Here is a 22,474-nt window from a genome sequence, read left to right on the forward strand (position 1 = left end):
CAGCGCCACCCACCACTTTCCTTAACCGTTCTCCTTCCGGAAAAGCGCCTTATCCCGCAGTAAATGGTCGTTGCCGCGACGGCGCGTGAAGCCAATCCGATCGAAATATTCAAGGATTTGCACCGCAAGCTTGCGGCCTGTGCCGAGACGGTCGCGAAAATCTGCCGCGCTGGCGGCGCCCTGGATTTGATCCAGTTCGCGGATCAAATCGGCAAACGCCTGAATGCGATCGTTGCGGTAGTAACGATCTTTTAAGATCGCCGTCACCAGGCCAAGCCGGGCGGCAAAGCGCAGCAGTTGGCGCACCGTTTGTTCATCCTGCTTTACCTCCGCGGCCAGGTCGCGCACCCACCAGGGTTCGTCCCCAAACAGGCTGTCGATTTTCTCCCATAGCGCCTGCTGCTCCGCTGAAAAACCGGGATTATGATCGGGCAGATGCAGCCAGCCCTGACGGCTGACAATCGCGCCTTCGCGGCGCATTTTCTCAATTAACGCCAGCACCAGCGATTCGTCTTCACCCGGCAGTGCCATGCGTCTGAGGCGTTCGCGCCCAGGGCCTGGCTGATCGTCATGCTGCTGGTGATAGCGGGCAAGCGTATCGAGCAGTTTTTGCTGCCAGCGGGCGGCGACATCAATGCTCAGCAGGTTATCGCCCGCCTGCATATAGCCCGGTTTCGCCAGCAGCGCTTCCAGGCCGCCGCCGGAGAGCTGACGTGCCCAGGCGAAGGCGCTTAACGAGACGGTGCCGCGCTGCAGAAGCGCCTCCAGCGTCTGCTGGTCATCCTGCGCCTGTTCTAGCTGATGCAGCCATGCAAGATACGCAGCCTGACGTTTTCCGCGCCGCGGAGCGTGCAGAAGAATAGCTCGCGCTCCGGCAAGCGTGGTGCGCGCGGCGATGTCACGCAGCACAAGGCGATCGTTTTCCGCCAGCCAAAGAGGCGCATCCAACACCAGCTCGGCAAGATCGCCCTCAAGCAGTGAAACCCGGCCGGTAACATGGCTTGCGGCGTGATGAATGTGCAGCGGCTGCCACTGCTGCAGCGGCGCGTGAACCTGGAGCCCGACGATGACGCGTTCAACGGACTGCAGCGGCTTATCCGCCAGCAGCCAGTCGCCACGGCTGATAGCCGCTTTTTCAGCGTCGCCGCTGATGTTGAGCGCGATACGCTGCCCGGCAAAGGCGCTCTCTGTCGGCTGGTTTTGCGCATGCAGGCCGCGCACGCGCATCGGTTTATCTGCCCCGGTCAGCCATAAGGTGTCGCCGGTTTTCACTTCGCCGCTAAGCGCCGTGCCCGTTACCACAAGCCCTGCGCCTTTTACGGTGAAAGCACGATCGATCGCCAGCCGGAAACGGTGCTGACGGGGATGCCTGCGTTCCGGGATTTGCCGTAAATGCTCGCGCAGTTCCGCTATGCCCGCCTGCGCGGTGGCTGCGGTAACGAAGATTTTCGCCCCCTGCCAGCCCGCATCGGCAAGCAGCTTCTGCACCGCCTCCCGGACTTCTTCAATGCGCGCTTCGCTGACGCGGTCGGCTTTGGTCAGCGCCACGGTTACGGCAGGTTTGCCCGTCAGCTGCAGGATAGCGAGGTGTTCGCGGGTTTGCGGCATTACGCCATCGTCGCAGGCCACGACCAGCAGAGCGTGATCGATGCCTCCTACGCCTGCCAGCATGTTAGTGAGGAATTTTTCGTGTCCCGGCACGTCGATAAAGCCGATAACCCGTCCGTCAGGCTGCGGCCAGTAGGCGTAGCCGAGGTCGATGGTCATGCCGCGCTTTTTCTCTTCCGGCAGGCGATCCGCGTTCACGCCCGTCAGGGCCTGTAACAGCGTCGTTTTGCCATGGTCCACGTGCCCGGCGGTGGCGATAATCATTGGGTCAGCATCTCCATAAAGCCCGCCTCGTCTTCCAGGCAGCGTAAATCCAGCCACAGGCACCCGTCGCTGATGCGGCCGATGACCGGTTTTGGCCGCTCGCGCAGGGTTTGGGTTAACGCACCCAGCGTTGTGCCGCTTCCGTCTTTTGGCGTAAAGGTGATGGCGGCGCTCGGCAGCCTGTCGACCGGCAGCGAACCGCTGCCGATCTGCGATAAACAAGGTTCCACGCGCACCTCAAACTGTTCGCCAAAACGCGTTTGTAGCGCAGGAATAAGGCGGCGGGCCTGTTCGCTGATGGATGTGGCATCACGGGTTAACAGGCGCAGCGTCGGCAGCCTTTCAGCCAGGGTTTCGGGATGTTGATACAGGCGCAGCGTGGCCTCAAGCGCCGCCAGCGTCATTTTATCGGCGCGCAGGGCGCGCTTGAGAGGATGCTGTTGAATGCGGGCGATAAGATCTTTTTTACCGACGATAATCCCCGCCTGCGGGCCGCCGAGCAATTTGTCCCCCGAAAAACTCACCAGGCTCACGCCCGCCGTGATGAGCTGTTTCGGCATCGGTTCCGGCGGCAATCCCCACTGGCTGAGGTCGACCAGGGAGCCGCTCCCCAAATCGCTGACCACCGGAATGTTCAGCTCGTTACCCAACTCGGCCAGTTCTGCCTCGGACACGGTTTTGGTGAAGCCTTCAATCTGGTAATTGCTGGTATGAACCTTCATCAGCAGCGCGGCGTTCCCATCGGCGGCGGCCTGACGATAATCTTTCAGATGCGTGCGGTTGGTTGTACCGACCTCCACAAGCTGGCAACCCGCCTGGCGCATCACGTCCGGAATGCGGAACGCGCCGCCGATTTCCACCAGCTCCCCGCGCGAGACGACGACTTCGCCGCCGTTCGCGCAGGCAGCCAGCATCAGCAGTACCGCCGCCGCGTTATTGTTAACGATGCAGGCGTCTTCCGCGCCGGTTAGTTCGCACAGCAGATCGACCAGCGCCCGATCGCGGTGGCCGCGCGCTGCGCCATCCAGATCGTATTCCAGCGTAATGGGGGAGCGCATCACCTGGGTTACCGCTTCAACGGCTGCTTCCGCCTGTAGAGCCCGTCCCAGATTGGTATGCAGCACGGTGCCGGTCAGGTTAAAAACCGGCAGTAGCGCGCTTTGCTGACCCGCCTCGAGCTTTTTCTTCGCCTCCGCTGCCCAGTCTTCGTGCCACGCGGGTAGCGCTTCCCGGGAACGGATGTACTCGCGCGCATCGTCAAGCATCTCCCGCAGAACGTTAACCACGCGGGTATGGCCGAAATCATGCAGCAGAGCGCCGAAAGATGCGTCACGTAACAGGCGGTCTGTCGCCGGCAACTGGCTATACAAAGAACGATGGGAGGTCATGGCAAACCGTGAGTTGAGGAATTTTGCCTCATTTTACATCAGACTGACGACAAAGCTCATACTGTTAACAGGGCTATGTTCACTTTGAAACAGACAGAAATTCAATTTATTGATTTTCATCTGCTAAACAAAAAGAAGGAAAAACCACGCTTTTTCCTTCTTTTTGCGTAAGTTTACCGGGGAAGCAAGCGCCCTGTCATGGAGGGAGATCATGCCGTTGGCGGTTCGGTGCGGGCAAAGCTTTCGCGCTGGAAAAGCGCTTCAACCAGTTTGATGAGCTGCGGGCGAGCGACGCACCAGCCGGGAGAAACGCGGCGGAAGTTGATATAGCCCACGGCGCAGGCCACGGCAATGTTCGCAACGGTTAGCGGTTCGGCGGATAGCGTTTTATCCGCGGCGAACTTCTCCAGCATGTCCAGTCCGCGGCTGATTTTTTCCCGCTGACGCAGCAGCTCGGTTTCTGACCGTTGAGCGGGCGGGCGCTGCTGTTCACGTACTGAAACAAGCGCTGCGTCCATAATCCCGTCCGCGAGCGCTTCCATCTGGCGCATTTTCAGCGCGGCTTTTGGCTCGCGTGGGATAAGCGCGGGCGCAATATCGAGAAGCTCCAGATATTCCGCAATAACCGGCGAGTCAAACCAGTATTCCTCTTCGCCGGTTACCAGAGCCGGGACCTTGCCCAGCGGATTGTAATGCGGCGTGGCGCTTTCGTCCGTCCACGGATTGTCGTTCACAAACTCAAAGGTGATGCCTTTTTCCAGCAGGATGACCGAAATTTTGCGCACGTACGGGCTGGTGTAATTGCCGATCAGTTTCATCACGTCGTCCATTTTTAGCCAACAAAAGGTAAGTATGGATCAGGATGTATAAAAAGGCAGGGCCGGGTTGGGGTGTAAGAAAGCTACATCAGACGACCGGCAGGACAGCGCGACGTGTCCTGCATCACGCCAGGAAAATTCTGATGAAAGTATTTTGTGATTCAAATCACAAAATGAAAACAAACAAGCAACGTAAAAATGTGATTAATATCACAAATTATCGCGTTATACGCTTAAATAATTATCAATGTACTCTATTTACACGCCGTTTTTGTGAGGTTAATCACGTCACAATGCCCTTCACCCCTGGCTTTGGGGTGATCTGTGTCACATTATTCCCCGCCGACTGGACAGCTTAACGATCCCGTGCCAGATTCGCCTCACTCAAAGCATCTGGCAGGCTTCTCTGCCGCTACGTTAACAATAAACCTCGGGCTGCTTTCCCGGCGCGTAAACACAACAAGGGGTGTGCGTATGTCATCCGATATCAAGATCAGAGTGCAAAGCTTTGGTCGTTTCCTCAGCAATATGGTAATGCCTAACATCGGTGCATTTATTGCCTGGGGTATTATCACCGCGTTATTTATTCCCACCGGATGGTTGCCAAATGAGACGCTGGCGAAACTGGTAGGCCCGATGATCACCTATCTGCTGCCGCTGCTCATCGGTTATACCGGTGGTCGCTTAATCGGCGGCGATCGTGGCGGCGTGGTAGGTGCGATTACCACCATGGGCGTTATCGTCGGCGCGGATATGCCGATGTTCCTTGGCGCAATGATTGCGGGTCCCCTGGGCGGCTGGGCGATTAAACGTTTCGACCTCTGGGTAGACGGTAAGATCAAATCCGGCTTTGAAATGCTGGTGAACAACTTCTCCGCCGGCATCATCGGGATGATCCTGGCGATTCTGGCGTTCATGGGTATCGGCCCGGCCGTTGAAGTTCTCTCCAAGGTTCTGGCGGCGGGCGTTAACTTCATGGTTATCCATGACATGCTGCCGCTGGCCTCCATCTTTGTAGAACCGGCGAAAATCCTGTTCCTGAACAACGCGATTAACCACGGCATCTTCTCGCCGCTGGGTATTCAGCAGTCTCACGAGCTGGGCAAATCAATCTTCTTCCTGATTGAAGCCAACCCGGGTCCGGGCATGGGCGTGCTGATGGCGTATATGTTCTTCGGCCGTGGTAATGCTAAGCAGTCTGCGGGCGGTGCGGCGATTATCCACTTCCTGGGCGGTATCCACGAAATCTATTTCCCGTATGTGCTGATGAATCCACGTCTGATCCTGGCCGTTATCCTCGGCGGTATGACCGGCGTGTTCACCCTGACTATCCTGAACGGCGGCCTGGTCTCCCCGGCATCCCCTGGCTCTATCCTGGCGGTGCTGGCGATGACGCCAAAAGGCGCTTACTTCGCGAACATCGCAGCAATAGTTGCGGCGATGGCGGTTTCCTTCGTGATTTCCGCAATCCTGCTGAAAACCAGCAAGGTGAAGGAAGAAGACGATATCGAAGTAGCGGCTCGCCGCATGGCAGAGATGAAGGCGGAATCTAAAGGCGGCGCTGCACCGGCGGCCGTGGGCGCTGGCGCGTCTAACGACCTGAGCCACGTGCGTAAAATCATCGTCGCCTGTGATGCCGGTATGGGGTCAAGCGCGATGGGCGCAGGCGTTCTGCGTAAGAAAGTAAACGATGCGGGCCTGAAAAACATCTCCGTCACCAACAGCGCTATCAACAACCTGCCGGAAGACGTGGATCTGGTGATTACGCACCGTGACCTGACCGAGCGCGCGATGCGTCAGGTGCCGCAGGCACAGCATATTTCGCTGACCAACTTCCTGGACAGCGGCTTGTATAGCGATCTGACCGAGCGTCTGGCTGCCGCACAGCGCCACACGGACAACGAAGTGAGGGTTCGCGACAGCCTGAAAGACAGCTTCGACGAAGAGAACAGCCAGCTATTCAAACTGGGTGCGGAAAATATCTTCCTCGGCCTGAGCGCGGCCAGCAAAGAAGACGCGATTCGCTTTGCCGGTGAGCAGCTGGTGAACGGCGGTTACGTTCAGCCGGAATATGTCGATGCGATGTTCGAACGTGAGAAACTGACCCCAACTTATCTGGGTGAAGGTATCGCCGTTCCACACGGTACCGTTGAAGCGAAAGACCGCGTGCTGAAAACCGGCATCGTCTTCTGCCAGTATCCGGCAGGCGTGCACTTCGGCGAAGAGCCAGAAGATATGGCTCGTCTGGTTATCGGTATTGCCGCCCGCAATAACGAGCACATCCAGGTTATCACCAGCCTGACCAACGCGCTGGATGACGATTCCGTAATCGAGCGTCTGGCGAATACCACCAGCGTTCAGGAAGTGCTCGACCTGTTGGCCGGTAAGAAGTAATAAACGGAAAGTTGCAGGGCGGGTAAGCTCCGGCCACCCGCCGCGAAACCGGTGGATGGCCTGTGCTATCCGCCCTACGACGAAAACCGACCTCTCCCGTATGGGAGAGGGCTTGGGTGAGGGGATGCAGCATACGTGTCCTCACCCCAGCCCTCCTGGGTGAAATCATTAAGAAGGTTAACGACATGAAAGCATTACATTTTGGCGCAGGTAATATCGGACGTGGCTTTATCGGCAAACTTCTGGCGGACGCAGGTATTCAACTGACGTTTGCCGATGTGAACCAGGTTGTGCTGGACGCGCTGAACGCGCGCCACAGTTATCAGGTGCACGTGGTTGGCGAGCAAGAGCAGGTTGATACCGTCTCCAACGTGAATGCCGTCAGCAGCATCGGCGACGAGGTTATCGACCTGATTGCCGAAGTGGATCTGATCACCACCGCCGTAGGGCCGGTTGTGCTGGAGCGTATCGCTCCTTCCATTGCGAAGGGCCTGGTTCTGCGCCGCGCAAACGGCAACGCAAAGCCGCTGAACATCATCGCCTGTGAAAATATGGTACGCGGCACCACGCAGTTAAAAGGCCACGTAATGAAAGCGCTCCCGGAAGACGATCGGGCATGGGTTGAAGAGCATGTCGGCTTCGTGGACTCCGCCGTTGACCGCATCGTTCCTCCGTCTGAATCCGCCACCAACGATCCGCTGGAAGTTACGGTTGAAACCTTCAGCGAGTGGATTGTGGATAAAACCCAGTTTAAAGGCGAGCTGCCGGACATTCCGGGTATGGAACTGACCGATAATTTGATGGCTTTTGTTGAGCGTAAGCTCTTCACGCTGAATACCGGGCATGCTATAACCGCGTACCTTGGCCAGCTGGCCGGCCTGCAGACTATCCGTGATGCGATTCTGGATGAAAAAATCCGCGCCGTGGTAAAAGGGGCGATGGATGAGAGCGGCGCGGTGCTGATCAAACGTTACGGCTTTGACGCCGATAAGCATGCGGCCTATATCCAGAAAATCCTCGGTCGTTTCGAAAACCCGTATCTGAAAGATGATGTGGAACGTGTGGGCCGCCAGCCGCTGCGTAAATTAAGCGCGGGCGACCGCCTGATTAAACCGCTGCTTGGCACCCTGGAATATGATTTGCCGCACGCGAATCTCGTAGAAGGGATTGCCGCCGCCATGCATTACCGCAGCGAGCAGGATCCCCAGGCCCAGGAACTGGCTGCGCTGCTGGCGGAAGCTGGGCCACAGGCCGCGCTTGCGCAGATTTCTGGCCTCGATGCAAACAGCGAAGCGGTCGCTCAGGCGGTAAAGGCTTATAACGCAAAAGCGTAATGGAGAACGGGCGCAGCAGATACTGCGCCCCACACTAATTTTCAGTGATGCAGGCAAAGATGGAAGAAACACAGGCCTTTGAAAACCGGGTGCTTGAGCGTCTGAATGCCGGCAAAACCGTCAGAAGCCTGCTTATTGCCGCCGTTGAGCTTCTCACCGAAGCGGTCAATATCCTGGTGCTGCAGGTATTCCGTAAAGACGATTATGCGGTGAAGTATGCCGTTGAGCCTTTGCTGGACGGCGATGGCCCGCTGGGCGAGCTTTCCGTGCGCATGAAGCTTATCTACGGGCTTGGCGTGATGAATCGCGCCGACTATGAAGATTGCGAGCTGCTGATGGCGCTACGCGAAGAGCTGAACCATGACGGCAATGAATACAATTTCACCGATGATGAGATCCTCGGGCCGTTCGGCGAGCTGCACTGCGTCGCGGCTTTTCCGCCAGCGCCGACTTTTGTCGACGGCGGTGACCCTGAACTGCAGGCCATGCAGAGGCAGCGCTACCAGCAAATTGTCCGTTCAACGATGGTGCTTTCCCTTACCGAGCTGATCTCAAGGATCGGCTTAAAAAAAGCCTTCCAGAAGTAAACTTACCCGCAGACCCTTTTCGCCCTCTACCGCCGAATGGTGTATCCTTGCCGCAAAGCAATTTATTCACGGTTAAGTAAAATGAAAGAAATCGAAAAAGCAGAAATTAAACGTCTTAGCGATCGCCTGGACGCCATCCGTCACGAAATGCCCGAGCTGCACCTTATCAACGAAGCGGAAAAATACGCCGAGCTGGAAAAAGAGAAGGCGAAGCTTGAGATTGAAATCGCTCGTCTGCAGGCGGTACGCAACCAGAAGCTGAGTAAAGAAGCGCAAAAGCTGATGGCGCTGCCGTTTAAGCGTCCCATCACTAAGAAAGAGCAGGCGGATATGGGCAAGCTGAAGAAAGCCGTGCGCGGCCTGGTGGTCGTGCATCCGATGACGGCGCTGGGCCGCGAAATGGATCTTGAAGAAGTGACCGGTTTTTCTAAGACCGAGTTTTAATACAGACAGGGCGGATACGTTTGTCCGTCCTGAAATCCTGTATCTTAAACGGTTGCTGACGGCTAAACAAAAAAGGCTATGCTGTTTAAAATATAAGCAGAAAGGAGCCGGGCCAATGGGCGCATTATTTTCCCCTATCGTTTCAGAATTTGAATCTGAGGAACAGGCATCCAGCTACGATCGTTGGTTCAGAGATAAGGTAAAAACGGCTCTTGACGATCCTCGTGATGGTGTACCTCACGACCAGCTTATGGCAGAAATGGACGCCATTATTGCTGCTGCAGAATCACGGATGAATAAGCAGGGGTAACATGTTACCGATAATATGGAGTCAGTCTGCAAGGAGCGATATGGCAAACATTATCTCTTTTATCGCTAACGAAAATCCTTTTGCCGCCCGCTGTATTAAGAAAGTTATAGAAGAAGCTATTTTACCCGTTGCAGAATATCCTTATCTTTTTCGCCCCGGAAGAGTTGCAGGAACAAGAGAAATTGTCGCTCACCCAAACTACCCGATCGTTTACCGAATAAGCGCAACGAATATCATCGTGCTTAGCGTTCTGCATATGCGGCAGGAATATCCTGGAAAAACAATAAGTAGCGATAAATAAAAGGTTTATTGCCAGCGGGTTTCCCCGCCAGCCTAATCACCTACTTCAACACCTGCGGATTGACGCAGTTCTCTTTCACTTCTCCCGTAAGCGCGGCAATCAGGTTATCCACCGCGCAGGCCGCCATGTTATAGCGCGTTTCGTGCGTTGCAGAGCCGATGTGCGGCAGGGCGACGACGTTTGGCATCTCCAGCAGCGGGGAGTCAACCGGCAGCGGCTCCTGCTCAAATACGTCCAGGCCAGCGGCATGAATGGTGCCGTTTTGCAGCGCCTGAATCAGGGCTTTTTCGTCAACTACCGGGCCGCGCCCTGCGTTAATCAGAATGGCCGATGGCTTCATTTTCGCCAGCTGTTCCGCGCCGATCATATGGTGCGTCTCTTCGGTCAGCGGCAGGGAGATACAGACAAAGTCAGATTCCGCAAGCAGCGTATCCAGGTTGCAGTAGCGCGCATCAAAGCGCTCTTCCGCTTCTTTGTGATGACGGCGGGCGTTATACAAAATCGGCATGCTAAAACCAAAGTGCGCGCGTTGCGCCAGCGCAAGGCCGATGCGGCCCATGCCGAGAATACCCAGCGTTTTATGGTGCACGTCGATGCCAAACCAGTCCGGGCCGATGCTGCCTTGCCATTCGCCCGCTTTGACACGCTCGGCCACTTCTACGGCGCGGCGGGCGGTTGCCAGCACCAGCGTCATCATAGTGTCCGCGACCGTTTCCGTGAGCACCGTAGGCGTATGCATCAGGGCGATGCTGCGTTCGGTCAGGGCGTTAACGTCAAAATTGTCATAGCCGACGGAGACCGTGGAAGCGGCACGCAGCTTTGGCGCATGCTCTAAAAACGCCTCGTCGACTTTCTCGCTGGAACCCAAAATACCTTCCGCATCAGCAAAAGCTGCGGCGTTCTGCTTTACGGTTTCCGGGCTTAAATCGCTTAGCTGGGTGACGCTGAAATGGCTTTCAAGGCGGGCGAGCAGGTCGTCAGGTAACTTTTTATAGAGGATGACGGACGGCTTCATGATGTTCTCCGTAATTGAATTAAGCACTACCGGGCGGCGTGGAGACCGCCCGGTTAAAAGTCATGCGTGGCGGGCGCCCACCGGCAGCTGCTGCGTTGCCGGTTTCACTATCAGAGTTAGCCACACCGAGGCGAGCAGCGCCACCCCCATAAAAATATAGGACGCGGAAGGGCTGCCGGTCGCTCCGTTCAGGTAACCCACGAACCAGGAGCCGACAAACGAGCCCAGCGCACCCATGCTGTTAATCAGCGCCATGGCGCCGCCGGCCACGTTTCTTGGCAGCATTTCCGGGATAATGGCGAAGAAGGGACCGTAAGGCGCATACATTGCGGCGCCGGCAATCACCAGCAGGGTGTACGAAACCCAGAAGTGGTTGGCGCCAACCAGCCAGGAGCCCAGGAACGCCAGCGCGCCAATCAGCAGCAGCGGCCAGACGAAAAGCTTACGGTTCTGCATTTTGTCCGATGCCCAGGAAACGGCGATCATCGCAATAGTTGCCGCAAGATAGGGTACGGACGAGAGCCAGCCCACTTCCACCATGCCCATACCGCTGGCGCCTGCGCCACGTATGATTGACGGCAGCCACAGCACGAAGCCGTAGACGCCAATGCTCCAGCAGAAATATTGCATACACAGCAGCACTACGTTGCGGGAGCGGAACGCTTCCCCGTAGTTGCGCACGGCTTTAATGCCTTCCTGTTCTTTTTGCAGCTGCGCCTGCAGCGCGCCTTTCTCAGCGTCAGACAGCCAGCCCACCTGCGTCGGTTTATCTTTTACCAGCACCCACCAGGCAAACGCCCAGATAACCGCCGGGATACCTTCAAAGATAAACATTTCGCGCCAGCCGAACGCCTGAATCAGGTAGCCGGACACCACCGACATCCACAGCACCGTAACCGGGTTGCCGAGGATCAGGAAGGTGTTGGCGCGGGAGCGTTCAGATTTGGTAAACCAGTTGCTGATATAAATCAGCATCGCAGGCATCACCGCGGCTTCCACCACGCCGAGCACAAAGCGAATTGCCGCCAGCGCTGGAATATTACTGACCATACCGGTCAGGGAGGCGCAGGCGCCCCATAAAATCAGGCAGACAAAGATAAGTTTACGTACGCTGCGGCGTTCAGCATACATGGCGCCGGGGATCTGGAAGAAGAAATAGCCGAGGAAGAACAGGGCGCCAAGCAGGGATGAAACGCCTTTGGTGATGCCGAGGTCGTCATTGATACCGGCGGCGGATGCAAAACTGAAGTTGGCGCGGTCGAGGTAGGCCAGGCTGTACGTGATAAACACGATAGGCATGATATACCACCAACGTTTTGGTGCGATTGTATTGGTTTTCATAAGGCTTGCCTCTGTGTTGAGGAGAGTCGCATCTTGCCGGATGTAGGGTACGGCCGATGCGGTATTAATTTATTCGCCCAGCGCAGCTCGGGTCGGTAGCCCTTCGCTATCACCGATAACCTGTATTGCCAGTGAGCCGATTTTGTTGCCGCGGCTGACGGCATGCTGTAAGGATTTTCCTTCCAGCAGGGCGCTTATCACGCCGACCGCAAAGCCGTCGCCTGCGCCCACGGTATCGACCACGTTGTCCACTTTTATGGCCGCTACCGCGCCTTTCTCGCCGGCGGCAGTTTTAAACCAGGCGCCGTCAGCGCCGGTTTTCAGCACCACGGTTTTGACGCCGTGTTCAAGATAGAAATCGGCAATTCCTTCCGGGGTTTTCTGGCCGGTGAGAATCACCCCCTCTTTCACGCCGGGCAGCACCCAGTCCGCCTGGAAAGCCAGCTGGTTCAACTGCTTAACCATTTCGGCTTCGCTTTCCCACAGCACCGGGCGCAGATTCGGGTCAAAGGAGATGGTTTTCCCTTTCGCCTTCATCGCCTTCGCCGTGTGGTTAAGCAGTTCGAGCGAGGTATCAGAGAGCGCTGCCGCTACGCCACTTAAGTGCAGATGGCGCGCGCTGAAAAAGTAATCCTCGCTGAAGTCTTTCACTGAAAGGTGGCTTGCAGCCGAACCTTTACGGAAATATTCCACGATGGGATCGGTTCCATCTTCAACTTTGGATTTGAGCTGAAAGCCCGTTGCGTAGCGTTCATCCGTGGCGACGCCGCGGCTGTCGATTTGCTCTTTTGCGAGCTGTTGCAGCACGTAGCGGCCAAACGAATCGTTGCCCACGCGGCTCACCCAGCCTACCTTCAGGCCAAGGCGCGCAAGGCCGGTGGCGACGTTCAGTTCGGCGCCCGCCACCCGTTTTACGAATCGTTCGGCTGCGGCTAAATCACCGGTTTCGGTTGCCACAAACATCGCCATCGCTTCACCGATGGTGATGACATCGAGCTGATTAGTCATCGCTTACTCCTCGCGTAACAGATTTACGTAATGGCGGGTGACGGCGGTAAGATCGCGGCCTTCCAGCGGGAACTCTATGCCGCGAGGCGCATCGCCCGGCAGGTTGTTAAGCAGTTCCATCCAGCGCGGTTCGGCGTCATCCAGCGCAACAGCGCGATAGTGATAATGGTGTGGAACGGCAGCTTTAACGTGGATATAGCTGACGTTTGGCGCCAGCACGCGGGCGGCTGCCTCCGGCGACTCCTCAACCCACAGCCAGTTGGCCATATCAAAGGTTAGCTTCACCGGCAGATTTAGCACGTTGCAGGCGGCCTGGAAGCGCTGTACAGGCGCGAGTTTTCCGCAGGCGGTCTGATCGTTCTCCACCACCAGCGCGACGTTATTTTGTTCCAGCCACTGCTGTAGCAGCGGGAACTGCTGGCCGCTGCGAAAATGGCCGAGCGAAAGCTTCAGCCAGCCCGCATTAAGCAGGTGGGCTTCGAGCAGCAGCGAAGGGATCAGCTGGTTAAGCTTGCCATCCTCCGTGAACAGCGGTTCCGGCGCGGAATAACAGGCCTGCAGGCCGTGGTCAGCGATTTGGTTTGCCAGCTCCGGCAGGGAATCCAGTTGGGTACTGCTCAGCAGCTCGCGGCGGATTTCTACGCCGTCCGCCCCCGCACTGGCGATAATGGGTAACAGCGCCTGCTGGCCGCCGAGGGCGGCGATGCGGTCATGCCCGTAAGCGGCGGTGACGACTATAATTTTTCGCGACATGAACAGCTCCATCACGGTAACAGCTAAGTAACATAGCTATTACGCTAAATGGAACCGGTTCCAAAGAGAAGCCAGCCATGCTGAATTTATGATCGCTATCACGAAGAAAAGTTTAGCGGGCGGTGGAGCCTCGTACGATTAATTCGCCGGAAAAGACCTGCTCATGCACGCTTTCGGCAGCGCCTTCAATACGTTTCACCACCTGTTCGAGCGCGGCATAGCCTATCTGCCAGGTCGGCTGCTTCAGGGTAGTAATGCCCGCGCCCGCCAGCTCCGCCCATTCGAGCTCGTCGAAGCCGAGCAGGCCTATATCGCTGCCCCAGTGCAGACCGATGCGGCGCATGGAACGGGCGATCTGGAGGGTGAGGGCGCCATTTGCGGAAATGACCGCTTTGCGCATCCCCCGGTGCTGGGTGTGAAACTGGCGCAGAGTATTATCCATTAAATCCGCTTCGTGCAGTGGGATCTCGGCGTTTTCCGCCAGGATGCCGGGATAACGATCGATGGTGTTGCGGAATGCGCGCAGGCGTTCGCGGCGGGTATTAACCATGCCGAGCGGTTCGCTGAGAAACAGAATCGCTTCAAAGCCTTGCTCGATAAGGTGCACGGTCGCGGTGGTGGCGGCCTGAATATTATCCAGTCCTACCACGTCGCAGGCGAAATCGGGGATTTTACGGTCGATAAGCACCATCGGCAGCGCCGACTGTTGCAGCCGGTTCAGCCCCTCCTCACGCATCCCTACGGCGTTCACTACGATGCCCTCCACCTGGTAGCTGCGCAGTAAATCAAGATAATGCAGCTCCTGATCCACCTCGTTGTTGGTGTTGCAGACCAGCGGCGTGAAGCCTTTTTCCCGGCACGCGGCTTCGATACCGCTCAGCACGTCGACGGAATAGGGGTTGGTGATATCGGCAATGATTAAACCAATCAGGCGGGTGCGGCCACGCTTCAGGCCGCGAGCCATCTGGCTTGGGCGGTAGTCGAGTTCAGCAATAGCGTTTTCGATGCGGGTTCGCAGGTCGTCGGAGAGAACGTTTTGTTCGCCGTTAAGATAGCGGGAAACGCTGGTTTTACCGGTTTTCGCCGCTTTCGCGACGTCGCTTATCGTGGGGCGCGCAGCCTTGCCGTTCATATCCGTCTCCTGGAGGGGGTAACTTTTCCGGAGAGTAACATAAATTTTGTTGGCTGTTGGTGGATGGCGCTGTCGCTTATCCACCCTACCCTGTGAGATCGAGCAGGGCGGATAAGTGAAACGTCATCCGCCAATTTTCAGGAAAGCGGACTCAGCGTAATCTCTACGCGGCGGTTCTGGGCTTTGCCTTCAGCGGTGCTGTTGCTGGCGATAGGGTTCGCCGGACCGGCGCCTGTAGTGCGCACGCGGCTGGCATCCACGCCCTGGGTAATCAGCGCGCTGCCTACGCCGTCCGCACGCTGCTGCGAGAGCTTCATATTCAGTTCGTTACTGCCGGTGCTGTCGGTATAGCCCACCACGTTAACGGCGGTTTTTGGATACTCTTTTAACACCATCGCCACGCCGGTGAGCGTATTGGCGCCCGCTGGTTTAAGCGTAGCGCTGCTGCTGTCGAAGGTGACGTTATTCGGCATGTTCAACACGATGTTATCGCCGTTTCGCGTCACGCTTACGCCCGTTCCCTGCATTTTATCGCGCAGTTTGGCTTCCTGCACATCCATGTAATAACCGGCGCCGCCGCCCAGTGCTGCGCCAGCGGCTGCGCCAATCAGGGCGCCTTTGCCGCGATCTTTTTTCGATGAAGAGAGTACGCCGACGCCTGCGCCTACCAGCGAGCCGATGCCGGCGCCGATGCCGGATTTGCCTGCTTCTTTTTCGCCTGTGTAGGGGTTGGTCGTACAGCCAGAAACTGCTAACGTGCCGCAAACCAGGGCGGCAATAATGACGCGATTTTTCATCTCATTTCCTTTGCGAATTATAAATCTGCGCTGCAGAAGGCAGCGGCGGTTGATTATGACGCGTGAATGTGTAGAAAATTCCCCGGAGTCGTCTGAATTTGTAAACAATATCGAGTGGCCGCAGGCCGCCATCTGCAAACACCGGAGCCCCGTTTGGCTAAGACATTCTTAACAAATAGAAAAGTGTTAACCGCCGCCCACTGGGGCCCGATGGTGGTTGAGACTGACGGCGAGCGCGTGCTCGCGTCCTGCGGCGCGCTGACTACCGGGCATGAAAATTCGCTCCAGCAGGCCGTGCCGGATCAGGTGCACAGCAAAGCGCGCGTGCAGTATCCGATGGCGCGAAAAGGTTTTCTGGCATCGCCGGACGCGCCGCAGGGCGTGCGCGGCGAGGATGAATACGTACGCATCAGTTGGGACGACGCCCTGAAGCTGATTCACCAGCAGCATCGGCGTATTCGCAACGCTTACGGCGCCGCGTCGATTTTTGCGGGTTCCTATGGCTGGCGCTCTAACGGCGTGCTGCACAAGGCCGCCACGCTGCTGCAGCGCTATATGAGCCTTGCCGGCGGCTATACCGGCCATCTGGGGGATTATTCCACGGGCGCGGCGCAGGTCATCATGCCCTATGTCGTGGGCTCCAACGAAGTTTATCAGCAGCAAACCAGCTGGCCTCTGGTGCTTGAGCACAGCGATGTAGTGGTGCTGTGGAGCGCTAATCCGCTGAACACCTTAAAAATCGCCTGGAACGCCAGCGACGAGCAGGGCGTGAAGTATTTCGAACAGCTGAAAAACAGCGCTAAAACGGTGATCGCCATCGATCCGATGCGATCGGAAACGGTGGATTTCTTCGGCGATCGCGCCCAGTGGATCGCCCCGCATATGGGCACCGATGTGGCGTTGATGCTCGGCATAGCCCATACGCTCGCAAGACACGGCTGGCACGATACGGAATTCCTGGCGCGCTGCACTTACGGCTACGACAAATTTGCCGCCTACCTGAAGGGCGAAACCGACGGCCAGCCGAAAAATGCCGAATGGGCGGCAAAGATTTGCGGCGTGCCGGTGCAGACCATTGAATACCTGGCGCAGCTGTTCAGCGGCAACCGCACCATGCTGATGTCCGGCTGGGGCATGCAGCGTCAGCAGTACGGCGAGCAGAAACACTGGATGCTGGTGACGCTTGCGGCCATGCTCGGCCAGATTGGCACGCCGGGCGGCGGGTTTGGGCTTTCTTACCATTTTGCGAACGGCGGCAATCCTGCGCGCCGCGCCGCGGTGCCCGGTTCGCTGCAGGGCCTGGTGGCTGGCGGTACGGAGGCGGTAGAAAAAATCCCCGTCGCCCGCATCGTTGAAGCGCTGGAAAACCCCGGCGGGAGCTACCAGCACAACGGGATGGAGAAAACCTTTCCGGATATCCGCATGCTGTGGTGGGCGGGAGGCGGCAACTTTACCCATCATCAGGATACTAACCGCCTGATTAAAGCGTGGCAAAAGCCGGAGCTGGTGGTGATTTCGGAGTGCTTCTGGACGGCGGCGGCGAAGCATGCCGATATCGTGCTGCCGATTACCACCTCGTTTGAACGCAACGACATGACTATGACCGGCGATTACAGCAATCAGCACCTGGTGCCGATGAAGCAGGTGGTCGCCCCGCAGGGCGAGGCGCGCAACGATTTCGATGTCTTTGCGGAGCTGAGTGAACTGTGGGAGCAGGGCGGCAAAGCGCGTTTCACCGAAGAGAAAACCGAGCTGCAATGGCTGGAAATCTTCTACGAAATAGCCCGCAGCCGTGGGGCGGCTCAGCAGGTTACGCTGCCGGTCTTCAGCGATTTCTGGGAAGCCAACCAGCTTATTGAAATGCCGGAAAGCGAGAAAAACGCCGGGTTCGTGCGCTTTAGCGACTTCCGGGCCGATCCGCAGGCGCATCCGTTAAAAACGCCGAGCGGAAAAATTGAAATTTACTCAGAGCGCATCGCCGCTTTTGGTTATGAAGACTGCCCGCCGCACCCGAGCTGGCTTGCGCCTGATGAGTGGCAGGGCAATGCGGAAAAGGGCCAGCTTCAGCTGCTCTCTTCTCATCCGGCCCACCGCCTGCACAGCCAGCTTAACTATTCGGCGCTGCGTGAGAAATATGCCGTTGCCGGACGTGAGCCGCTGACGCTGCATCCGCAGGATGCCGCCGCGCGCGGCATCAGCGACGGCGATCTGGTGCGCGTCTGGAATCATCGCGGACAGGTGCTGGTGGGCGCGCAGGTTACCGAGGGCATTAAGCCCGGCGTGGTGTGTATTCATGAAGGCGCCTGGCCCGATCTGGACAGCGACAGGCTGTGTAAGAACGGGGCGGTAAACGTGCTGACGCTGGATATTCCTACCTCACGCCTGGCCAATGGATGTGCGGCGAACTCTTCGCTGGTATGGGCTGAAAAATACCACGGTCCGGCGCCAGAGGTTACGGCGTTTGATCCGCCCGCCAGCTCATAATCCACGTTGGATGACGCGTTTCCGTCTGCCAGGCGCTTTCTTCGATGCGAAAGCCCTGGCGGTGGTAGAAGTGCACCGCCCGCTGGTTTTTCTGATAAACCTCAAGGCTCAGCTCCGGGTAGCGCGCCTGCACATGTTTTATTAACGCACGGCCGATCCCTCTGCCGGAAAAGGCGCTGTCGACAAACAGCGCGCCGATAAAGCGTTTATCAAGGATGCTGACAAAACCGACCATTTTTTCCTGCGCCACGTAAACCCAGGTGCGCGACTGCGGAATATAGACGTTGCGCACAATCGATTCGCTCTCAACCCAGTAGCTTCTGGCGATGAACGGATGCGCATCAATGGTGCTGGCAAGCCATAGCTCAATCAGCGCGTCCATCTCGCCGGGGAGCAGCCGACGGATCATCTGACGTTATCGGGGTGGCAGAAACAGCCGGTGATATGGTCGTTAACCAGGCCGCAGGCCTGCATAAACGAATAACAGATCGTCGAGCCAACGAATTTAAAACCGCGTTTTTTTAGCGCCTTAGATAGCGCGTCTGAAGCGGGGGTGGTGGTAGCCATTTCTGCGTGCGTGGCGGCGGTAGTTACCTGCGGCACGTTATCCACAAACGACCAGACGAATGCCGGGAATGTTTCGCCGTTCGCTTCCATCGCCAGGTAAGCCCTGGCGTTATTGATGATCGCCTCGATTTTGCCGCGGTGACGAATAATGCCCGCGTCCTGCAACAGCACCTCAACATCTTCCGGCTGAAATAGCGCCACAATCTCCGGATCAAAACCTTTAAAGCAGCGGCGATAGTTTTCGCGCTTTTTCAGCACGGTTATCCAGGAGAGGCCAGCCTGCTGTCCTTCAAGGCAGATCATCTCAAAAAGTTTTTTCCCGTCGGTAACCGGAACTCCCCATTCTCTGTCGTGATATTCAAGGTAGAGAGGATCCTGAGTAACCCATCCGCAACGCTGCATAGACTGCTCCCTCTGATGAAATAAATGCCTGACAGCTTGACGTGTATGATAAAGAGACAATAGTTAATCCAGGGGTATCCGCAAGCCCGTCAAAAAACACAAAAAAGCAACGCCGGATTTGGCTCTTTCCTGGAGTCGTTTTCATGATAAAAAAATTTATACGCAGTGGTCGCCGTGTCACTTTTATCACGGCGCTGGTCTCTTGTTGCCTGCTCCATACTACGCGTGCGTTTGCATGGCAGCAGGAATATATTGCAGAAGGCGCAACGGGCGACGCCCGGGAGCGTTATACCTGGGACAGCGAGCGAGCGCCAGGTTATAACGAGATCCTTGCTGAACGTATTTATTCATCCATGAGTCCGCAAAGCCAGGCAGGACTTAACTATTCTGTCGGGAATGATAGCACCAGCCGCGATAATACACGGCTCGGTATCGGCTGGAACTTTCCCGTGCTGGGGAATATTACTACCGGCCCGACCGCGGAATACAGCTGGGATGGCAGCTCAACGGGCATTTATAACGAATATGGCGATAGCGTAGTGGCTTCGCGCTTTAACGACCAGCTCTGGCATGCCAGCGTTTCCACCGTGGGCTGGCGGCTGGACTCGGCGATGAACTTTATTCGTCCGTGGGCGCAGGTGAGCTATAACCACCAGTACGGCGATAATATCTGGAAAGCGCAGAGCGGCTCGCGCACTTTTGCGGCAAGCGTTCAGGATACCAGCTGGATGGACGTGACGGTGGGCGCGGATATGCCTATCGGCAAAAATGTGGCGGCTTTCGCTTCTATGTCGCAGGCCGAAGGGGCGGCCACTGGTGAAGCGTATATGTATAACCTTGGCGTAAACGCACGCTTTTAAGCGCATGGCCCGTTCGGGCGGGTCGCCTCGTTTCACGGGATCGTCATGGGTTATCCTGGCAGATTTTTTCACTCGCCCGCGCCGGTTATTTGCCCGCTAAAGTCAACCGTCGGCCCTGTACGGCGCACCTGGCTATGCTTAACGGATAAACGTTGGGCCCGCATGGCGACGGCGCTAGCGCATTCTCTCAATGGCTTTGCCGCGCAATCTGCGCCGCAGCGAACCTCTTCTGGTTCTTCCTTTCAACGCGCCGCGGTAGATCCGCCGCTACGCGCCGTTTCCTGAGGAGCTGTGAAATGTATCAAACCAGCCTGGCGCACCGCACTTATCGGTTCGCCAGTTTAAAAGAGGTGATGGCTAAAGCCTCTCCTGCCCGTTCCGGAGATGCGCTGGCCGGCGTGGCAGCAGGAAGCGCGGAAGAACGCATGGCGGCGAAGATGGCGCTGGCCGCTATTCCTCTGAAAGAGATTCTGGAAAATCCGCCGATTCCTTACGAACAGGATGAAGTGACCCGGCTGATTATCGATACCCATGACTCAGCCGCTTTCGCCGCCATTTCCCATCTGACCGTGGGGGATTTTCGCGACTGGCTGCTTGCTCAGAGCACCACCACCACGTTGTTACAGCAGACGGCAAAAGGGATCACGCCGGAAATGGCCGCCGCCGTCAGTAAACTGATGCGCAATCAGGATTTGATTCTCGCCGCCAGTAAATGTCAGGTCACTACCCGGTTTCGCAATACCCTCGGTTTGCCCGGCCATCTCAGCGTGCGGCTGCAGCCTAATCATCCTGCTGACGATCTGAAAGGGATTGCCGCCAGCATGTTAGACGGGCTGCTGTACGGCAGCGGCGACGCGGTGATCGGCATTAATCCGGCAAGCGACAGTTTGCCGGGGCTCGAACGTCTGGCCTGGATGCTGGATGATGTGATCCAGCGATTCGAAATTCCCGGCCAGGCCTGCATCCTGACGCACGTAACCAACACGATGCGGCTTATTGAACGCGGCGTGCCTGTAGATCTGGTTTTCCAGTCCGTTGCCGGAACCGAAGCGGCGAACGGCGGGTTTGGTATCAGTCTGGCTATGCTGGAAGAGGCTCGTGCGGCGGCGTTGAGCCTGGCGCGCGGTACCGTGGGCAATAACGTGATGTATTTTGAAACCGGCCAGGGGAGCTGCCTGTCAGCCAATGCCCATCACGGCGTCGATCAGCAAACCTGCGAAGCCCGTGCCTATGCCGTAGCCCGCCATTTCTCGCCGCTGCTGGTGAATAGCGTGGTGGGATTTATCGGGCCGGAATACCTTTACGACGGGAAGCAGATTATTCGCGCCGGTCTGGAAGATCACTTCTGCGGCAAGCTTATGGGGCTGCCGCTGGGCTGCGATATCTGTTACACCAACCATGCCGAAGCCGATCAGGACGATATGGATACCCTGCTGACCTTGCTTGGCGCGGCCGGTCTGACCTTTATGATGGGCGTGCCCGGCGCGGACGATATCATGCTCAACTATCAAAGCACCTCCTTTCATGACGCCCTCTATATTCGCCGCCTGCTGGGGCTGAAACACGCGCCGGAATTTGGCGAGTGGCTCACCCGCATGCAGATTATCGATGGTGACGGGCATCTGCGGCTGACGGGAGCTGACCATCCTCTGCTAACGGCATTGCCGCAAGGAGATCTCCGATGAGCCAGTCCGATGCCTGGTCCGCGCTGCGTGCGTTTACCGATGCGCGAATCGCTCTGGGACGCAGCGGGGATAGTCTGCCGACTGAGGAAGTGCTGAAATTCGGTCTTGCCCATGCTCAGGCGCGGGATGCTATCCATCAGTCTTTTGACAGTGAGACGCTAAGCCAGCAGCTGCGGCAGCTTGGGCTGGCAACGCTGACCGTGCGCAGTGCGGCCCCGGATCGGGATACTTTTCTGCACCGGCCCGATCTGGGGCGGCAGCTCAGCGAGGAAAGCCGAACGCTTCTCGATACCTGCAGTGATAAATCAGCGGATTTACTGCTGGTGATTGGCGATGGGCTCTCTTCATACGCCGTTCACCGGCAGGCGCCGGCTCTGGTGGCCGCCTTGCTGCCTTATCTCGCTACCCTCGGTATTTCCCCTGGCCCCGTAGTTCTGGCGCACCAGTCCCGGGTCGCGCTGGGCGATGAGATTGGTGAGCGCTTACGTAGTAAGGCAGTGGCGATCCTCATCGGCGAGCGCCCCGGCTTGTCCTCTCCCGACAGCCTTGGCGTATATCTGACCTGGGCGCCCACGCGCCAGCGGCTTGATTCGCAGCGCAACTGTATTTCCAATATCAGACCGGCAGGACTCTCCTGCGAGGCGGCGGCCTTTAAGCTTGCCTGGCTGGCAGAACAGGCTTTCTCGCGGCGGGTTACCGGCATAGGGTTGAAGGATGAGAGCGATAATCCCGCCCTTAACGGCAACGTGCGGACAGTGGGCAGGCTGCGTTAACTGATTACCCATTTTGTTAACCCCGTCGCGGTATGATTTAACAATTTATATACAGGAATAACGCGCTTTGTATTGATAGTGTTTACTTACATACCTTCTTCGGCGCGGCCGTTTCAGGCCGTTCATTCCCGCTCAGATGCATTTCATTCCGTCCTGCACGCACTTCATGCCGTTTTCTCCTGGAATAAAATGCGCTTCGTTATCTTAGA

General features: G+C 57.2%; 21 protein-coding genes and 1 pseudogene. 11 read left to right on the forward strand and 11 right to left on the reverse strand.

What is annotated here, in order from left to right; translation table 11 throughout:
• Nucleotides 1–21 precede the first annotated feature (21 nt).
• From selB to WLO31_RS00585, 3 genes are all read right to left on the reverse strand, one after another.
• The gene (selB, locus tag WLO31_RS00575; RefSeq protein WP_435928551.1) at nt 22–1,872 is read right to left on the reverse strand and encodes a selenocysteine-specific translation elongation factor; all 1,851 of its coding nucleotides are present in this window, start codon (nt 1,870–1,872) and stop codon (nt 22–24) included.
• Entirely contained in the window at nt 1,869–3,260 is a 1,392-nt protein-coding gene (selA, locus tag WLO31_RS00580; RefSeq protein WP_435928552.1) for an L-seryl-tRNA(Sec) selenium transferase, read from the reverse strand. Before selA ends, selB begins: the two co-directional genes overlap by 4 nt.
• Before the next feature lie 209 nt (nt 3,261–3,469).
• Nucleotides 3,470–4,078, reverse strand: coding sequence for a glutathione S-transferase (locus WLO31_RS00585; RefSeq protein WP_435928553.1), 609 nt, complete (start codon nt 4,076–4,078; stop codon nt 3,470–3,472).
• 474 nt (nt 4,079–4,552) lie between these two features.
• Between WLO31_RS00585 and WLO31_RS00590 the strand changes: the two genes are divergently transcribed.
• From WLO31_RS00590 to WLO31_RS00615, 6 genes are all read left to right on the forward strand, one after another.
• A complete protein-coding gene (locus WLO31_RS00590) occupies nt 4,553–6,472 on the forward strand; it encodes a PTS mannitol transporter subunit IICBA (protein WP_435928554.1) in 1,920 nt (639 codons plus the stop codon).
• 185 nt (nt 6,473–6,657) lie between these two features.
• Complete coding sequence (mtlD, locus tag WLO31_RS00595) at nt 6,658–7,806, forward strand: mannitol-1-phosphate 5-dehydrogenase (protein ID WP_435928556.1); 1,149 nt, start codon at nt 6,658–6,660, stop codon at nt 7,804–7,806.
• Between the two features lie 47 nt (nt 7,807–7,853).
• Complete coding sequence (gene mtlR / locus WLO31_RS00600) at nt 7,854–8,393, forward strand: mannitol operon repressor MtlR (RefSeq protein WP_435928558.1); 540 nt, start codon at nt 7,854–7,856, stop codon at nt 8,391–8,393.
• A gap of 81 nt (nt 8,394–8,474) precedes the next feature.
• A complete protein-coding gene (locus tag WLO31_RS00605; RefSeq protein ID WP_435928560.1) occupies nt 8,475–8,837 on the forward strand; it encodes a YibL family ribosome-associated protein in 363 nt (120 codons plus the stop codon).
• A gap of 115 nt (nt 8,838–8,952) precedes the next feature.
• Nucleotides 8,953–9,147, forward strand: a complete 195-nt coding sequence (relB, locus tag WLO31_RS00610) for a type II toxin-antitoxin system RelB family antitoxin (protein WP_435928561.1) — start codon at nt 8,953–8,955, stop codon at nt 9,145–9,147.
• Nucleotides 9,148–9,187: 40 nt separating this feature from the next.
• Nucleotides 9,188–9,448: a type II toxin-antitoxin system RelE/ParE family toxin gene (locus WLO31_RS00615; protein ID WP_435928562.1), complete on the forward strand. Its 261-nt coding sequence runs from the start codon at nt 9,188–9,190 to the stop codon at nt 9,446–9,448.
• Between the two features lie 40 nt (nt 9,449–9,488).
• Here WLO31_RS00615 and ghrB read toward each other — a convergent pair whose 3' ends face one another.
• From ghrB to WLO31_RS00645, 6 genes are all read right to left on the reverse strand, one after another.
• Entirely contained in the window at nt 9,489–10,463 is a 975-nt protein-coding gene (gene ghrB, locus WLO31_RS00620; protein ID WP_435928564.1) for a glyoxylate/hydroxypyruvate reductase GhrB, read from the reverse strand.
• A gap of 60 nt (nt 10,464–10,523) precedes the next feature.
• Complete coding sequence (locus WLO31_RS00625; protein ID WP_435928565.1) at nt 10,524–11,804, reverse strand: MFS transporter; 1,281 nt, start codon at nt 11,802–11,804, stop codon at nt 10,524–10,526.
• Between the two features lie 69 nt (nt 11,805–11,873).
• Nucleotides 11,874–12,812 carry a sugar kinase gene (locus WLO31_RS00630; protein ID WP_435928566.1) on the reverse strand — a complete coding sequence of 313 codons (939 nt, stop codon included), beginning with the start codon at nt 12,810–12,812 and terminating at the stop codon, nt 11,874–11,876.
• A gap of 3 nt (nt 12,813–12,815) precedes the next feature.
• Nucleotides 12,816–13,565 carry a sugar phosphate isomerase/epimerase family protein gene (locus WLO31_RS00635; RefSeq protein WP_435928568.1) on the reverse strand — a complete coding sequence of 250 codons (750 nt, stop codon included), beginning with the start codon at nt 13,563–13,565 and terminating at the stop codon, nt 12,816–12,818.
• 112 nt (nt 13,566–13,677) lie between these two features.
• Nucleotides 13,678–14,697: a LacI family DNA-binding transcriptional regulator gene (locus tag WLO31_RS00640; protein WP_435928569.1), complete on the reverse strand. Its 1,020-nt coding sequence runs from the start codon at nt 14,695–14,697 to the stop codon at nt 13,678–13,680.
• Nucleotides 14,698–14,834: 137 nt separating this feature from the next.
• Nucleotides 14,835–15,494, reverse strand: a complete 660-nt coding sequence (locus WLO31_RS00645) for an OmpA family lipoprotein (protein ID WP_435928570.1) — start codon at nt 15,492–15,494, stop codon at nt 14,835–14,837.
• A gap of 153 nt (nt 15,495–15,647) precedes the next feature.
• On the opposite strand from WLO31_RS00645, the gene WLO31_RS00650 reads away from it, so the two are divergent.
• Nucleotides 15,648–17,978: a molybdopterin guanine dinucleotide-containing S/N-oxide reductase gene (locus WLO31_RS00650; RefSeq protein WP_435928572.1), complete on the forward strand. Its 2,331-nt coding sequence runs from the start codon at nt 15,648–15,650 to the stop codon at nt 17,976–17,978.
• Here the strand turns inward: WLO31_RS00650 and WLO31_RS00655 are convergent.
• On the reverse strand, nt 17,947–18,387 hold the full coding sequence (locus WLO31_RS00655) for an N-acetyltransferase (RefSeq protein ID WP_435928573.1): 441 nt from the start codon (nt 18,385–18,387) through the stop codon (nt 17,947–17,949). The two genes, WLO31_RS00650 and WLO31_RS00655, sit on opposite strands and share 32 nt — an antisense overlap.
• A complete protein-coding gene (tag, locus tag WLO31_RS00660) occupies nt 18,384–18,947 on the reverse strand; it encodes a DNA-3-methyladenine glycosylase I (RefSeq protein ID WP_435928575.1) in 564 nt (187 codons plus the stop codon). Before tag ends, WLO31_RS00655 begins: the two co-directional genes overlap by 4 nt.
• 143 nt (nt 18,948–19,090) lie before the next feature.
• Here tag and WLO31_RS00665 point away from each other — a divergent pair, with 143 nt between their 5' ends.
• The 4 genes and pseudogenes from WLO31_RS00665 to eutC all read left to right on the forward strand — a co-directional run bounded on the left by WLO31_RS00665 (nt 19,091) and on the right by eutC (nt 22,265).
• Entirely contained in the window at nt 19,091–19,807 is a 717-nt protein-coding gene (locus WLO31_RS00665) for an autotransporter domain-containing protein (protein ID WP_435928577.1), read from the forward strand.
• 6 nt (nt 19,808–19,813) lie between these two features.
• Nucleotides 19,814–19,953: pseudogene (locus WLO31_RS00670) on the forward strand (ethanolamine permease); the annotation flags it as partial.
• Nucleotides 19,954–20,103: 150 nt separating this feature from the next.
• Nucleotides 20,104–21,492 (forward strand): ethanolamine ammonia-lyase subunit EutB, encoded by a 1,389-nt coding sequence (locus tag WLO31_RS00675; protein ID WP_435928578.1) that lies wholly within the window; start codon nt 20,104–20,106, stop codon nt 21,490–21,492.
• On the forward strand, nt 21,489–22,265 hold the full coding sequence (gene eutC / locus WLO31_RS00680) for an ethanolamine ammonia-lyase subunit EutC (protein ID WP_435928580.1): 777 nt from the start codon (nt 21,489–21,491) through the stop codon (nt 22,263–22,265). Before WLO31_RS00675 ends, eutC begins: the two co-directional genes overlap by 4 nt.
• Nucleotides 22,266–22,474 lie beyond the last annotated feature (209 nt).

The sequence above is a fragment of the Dryocola sharpae genome, from assembly GCF_051307055.1.
In the GTDB taxonomy this organism is placed as follows: Bacteria; Pseudomonadota; Gammaproteobacteria; order Enterobacterales; family Enterobacteriaceae; genus Dryocola.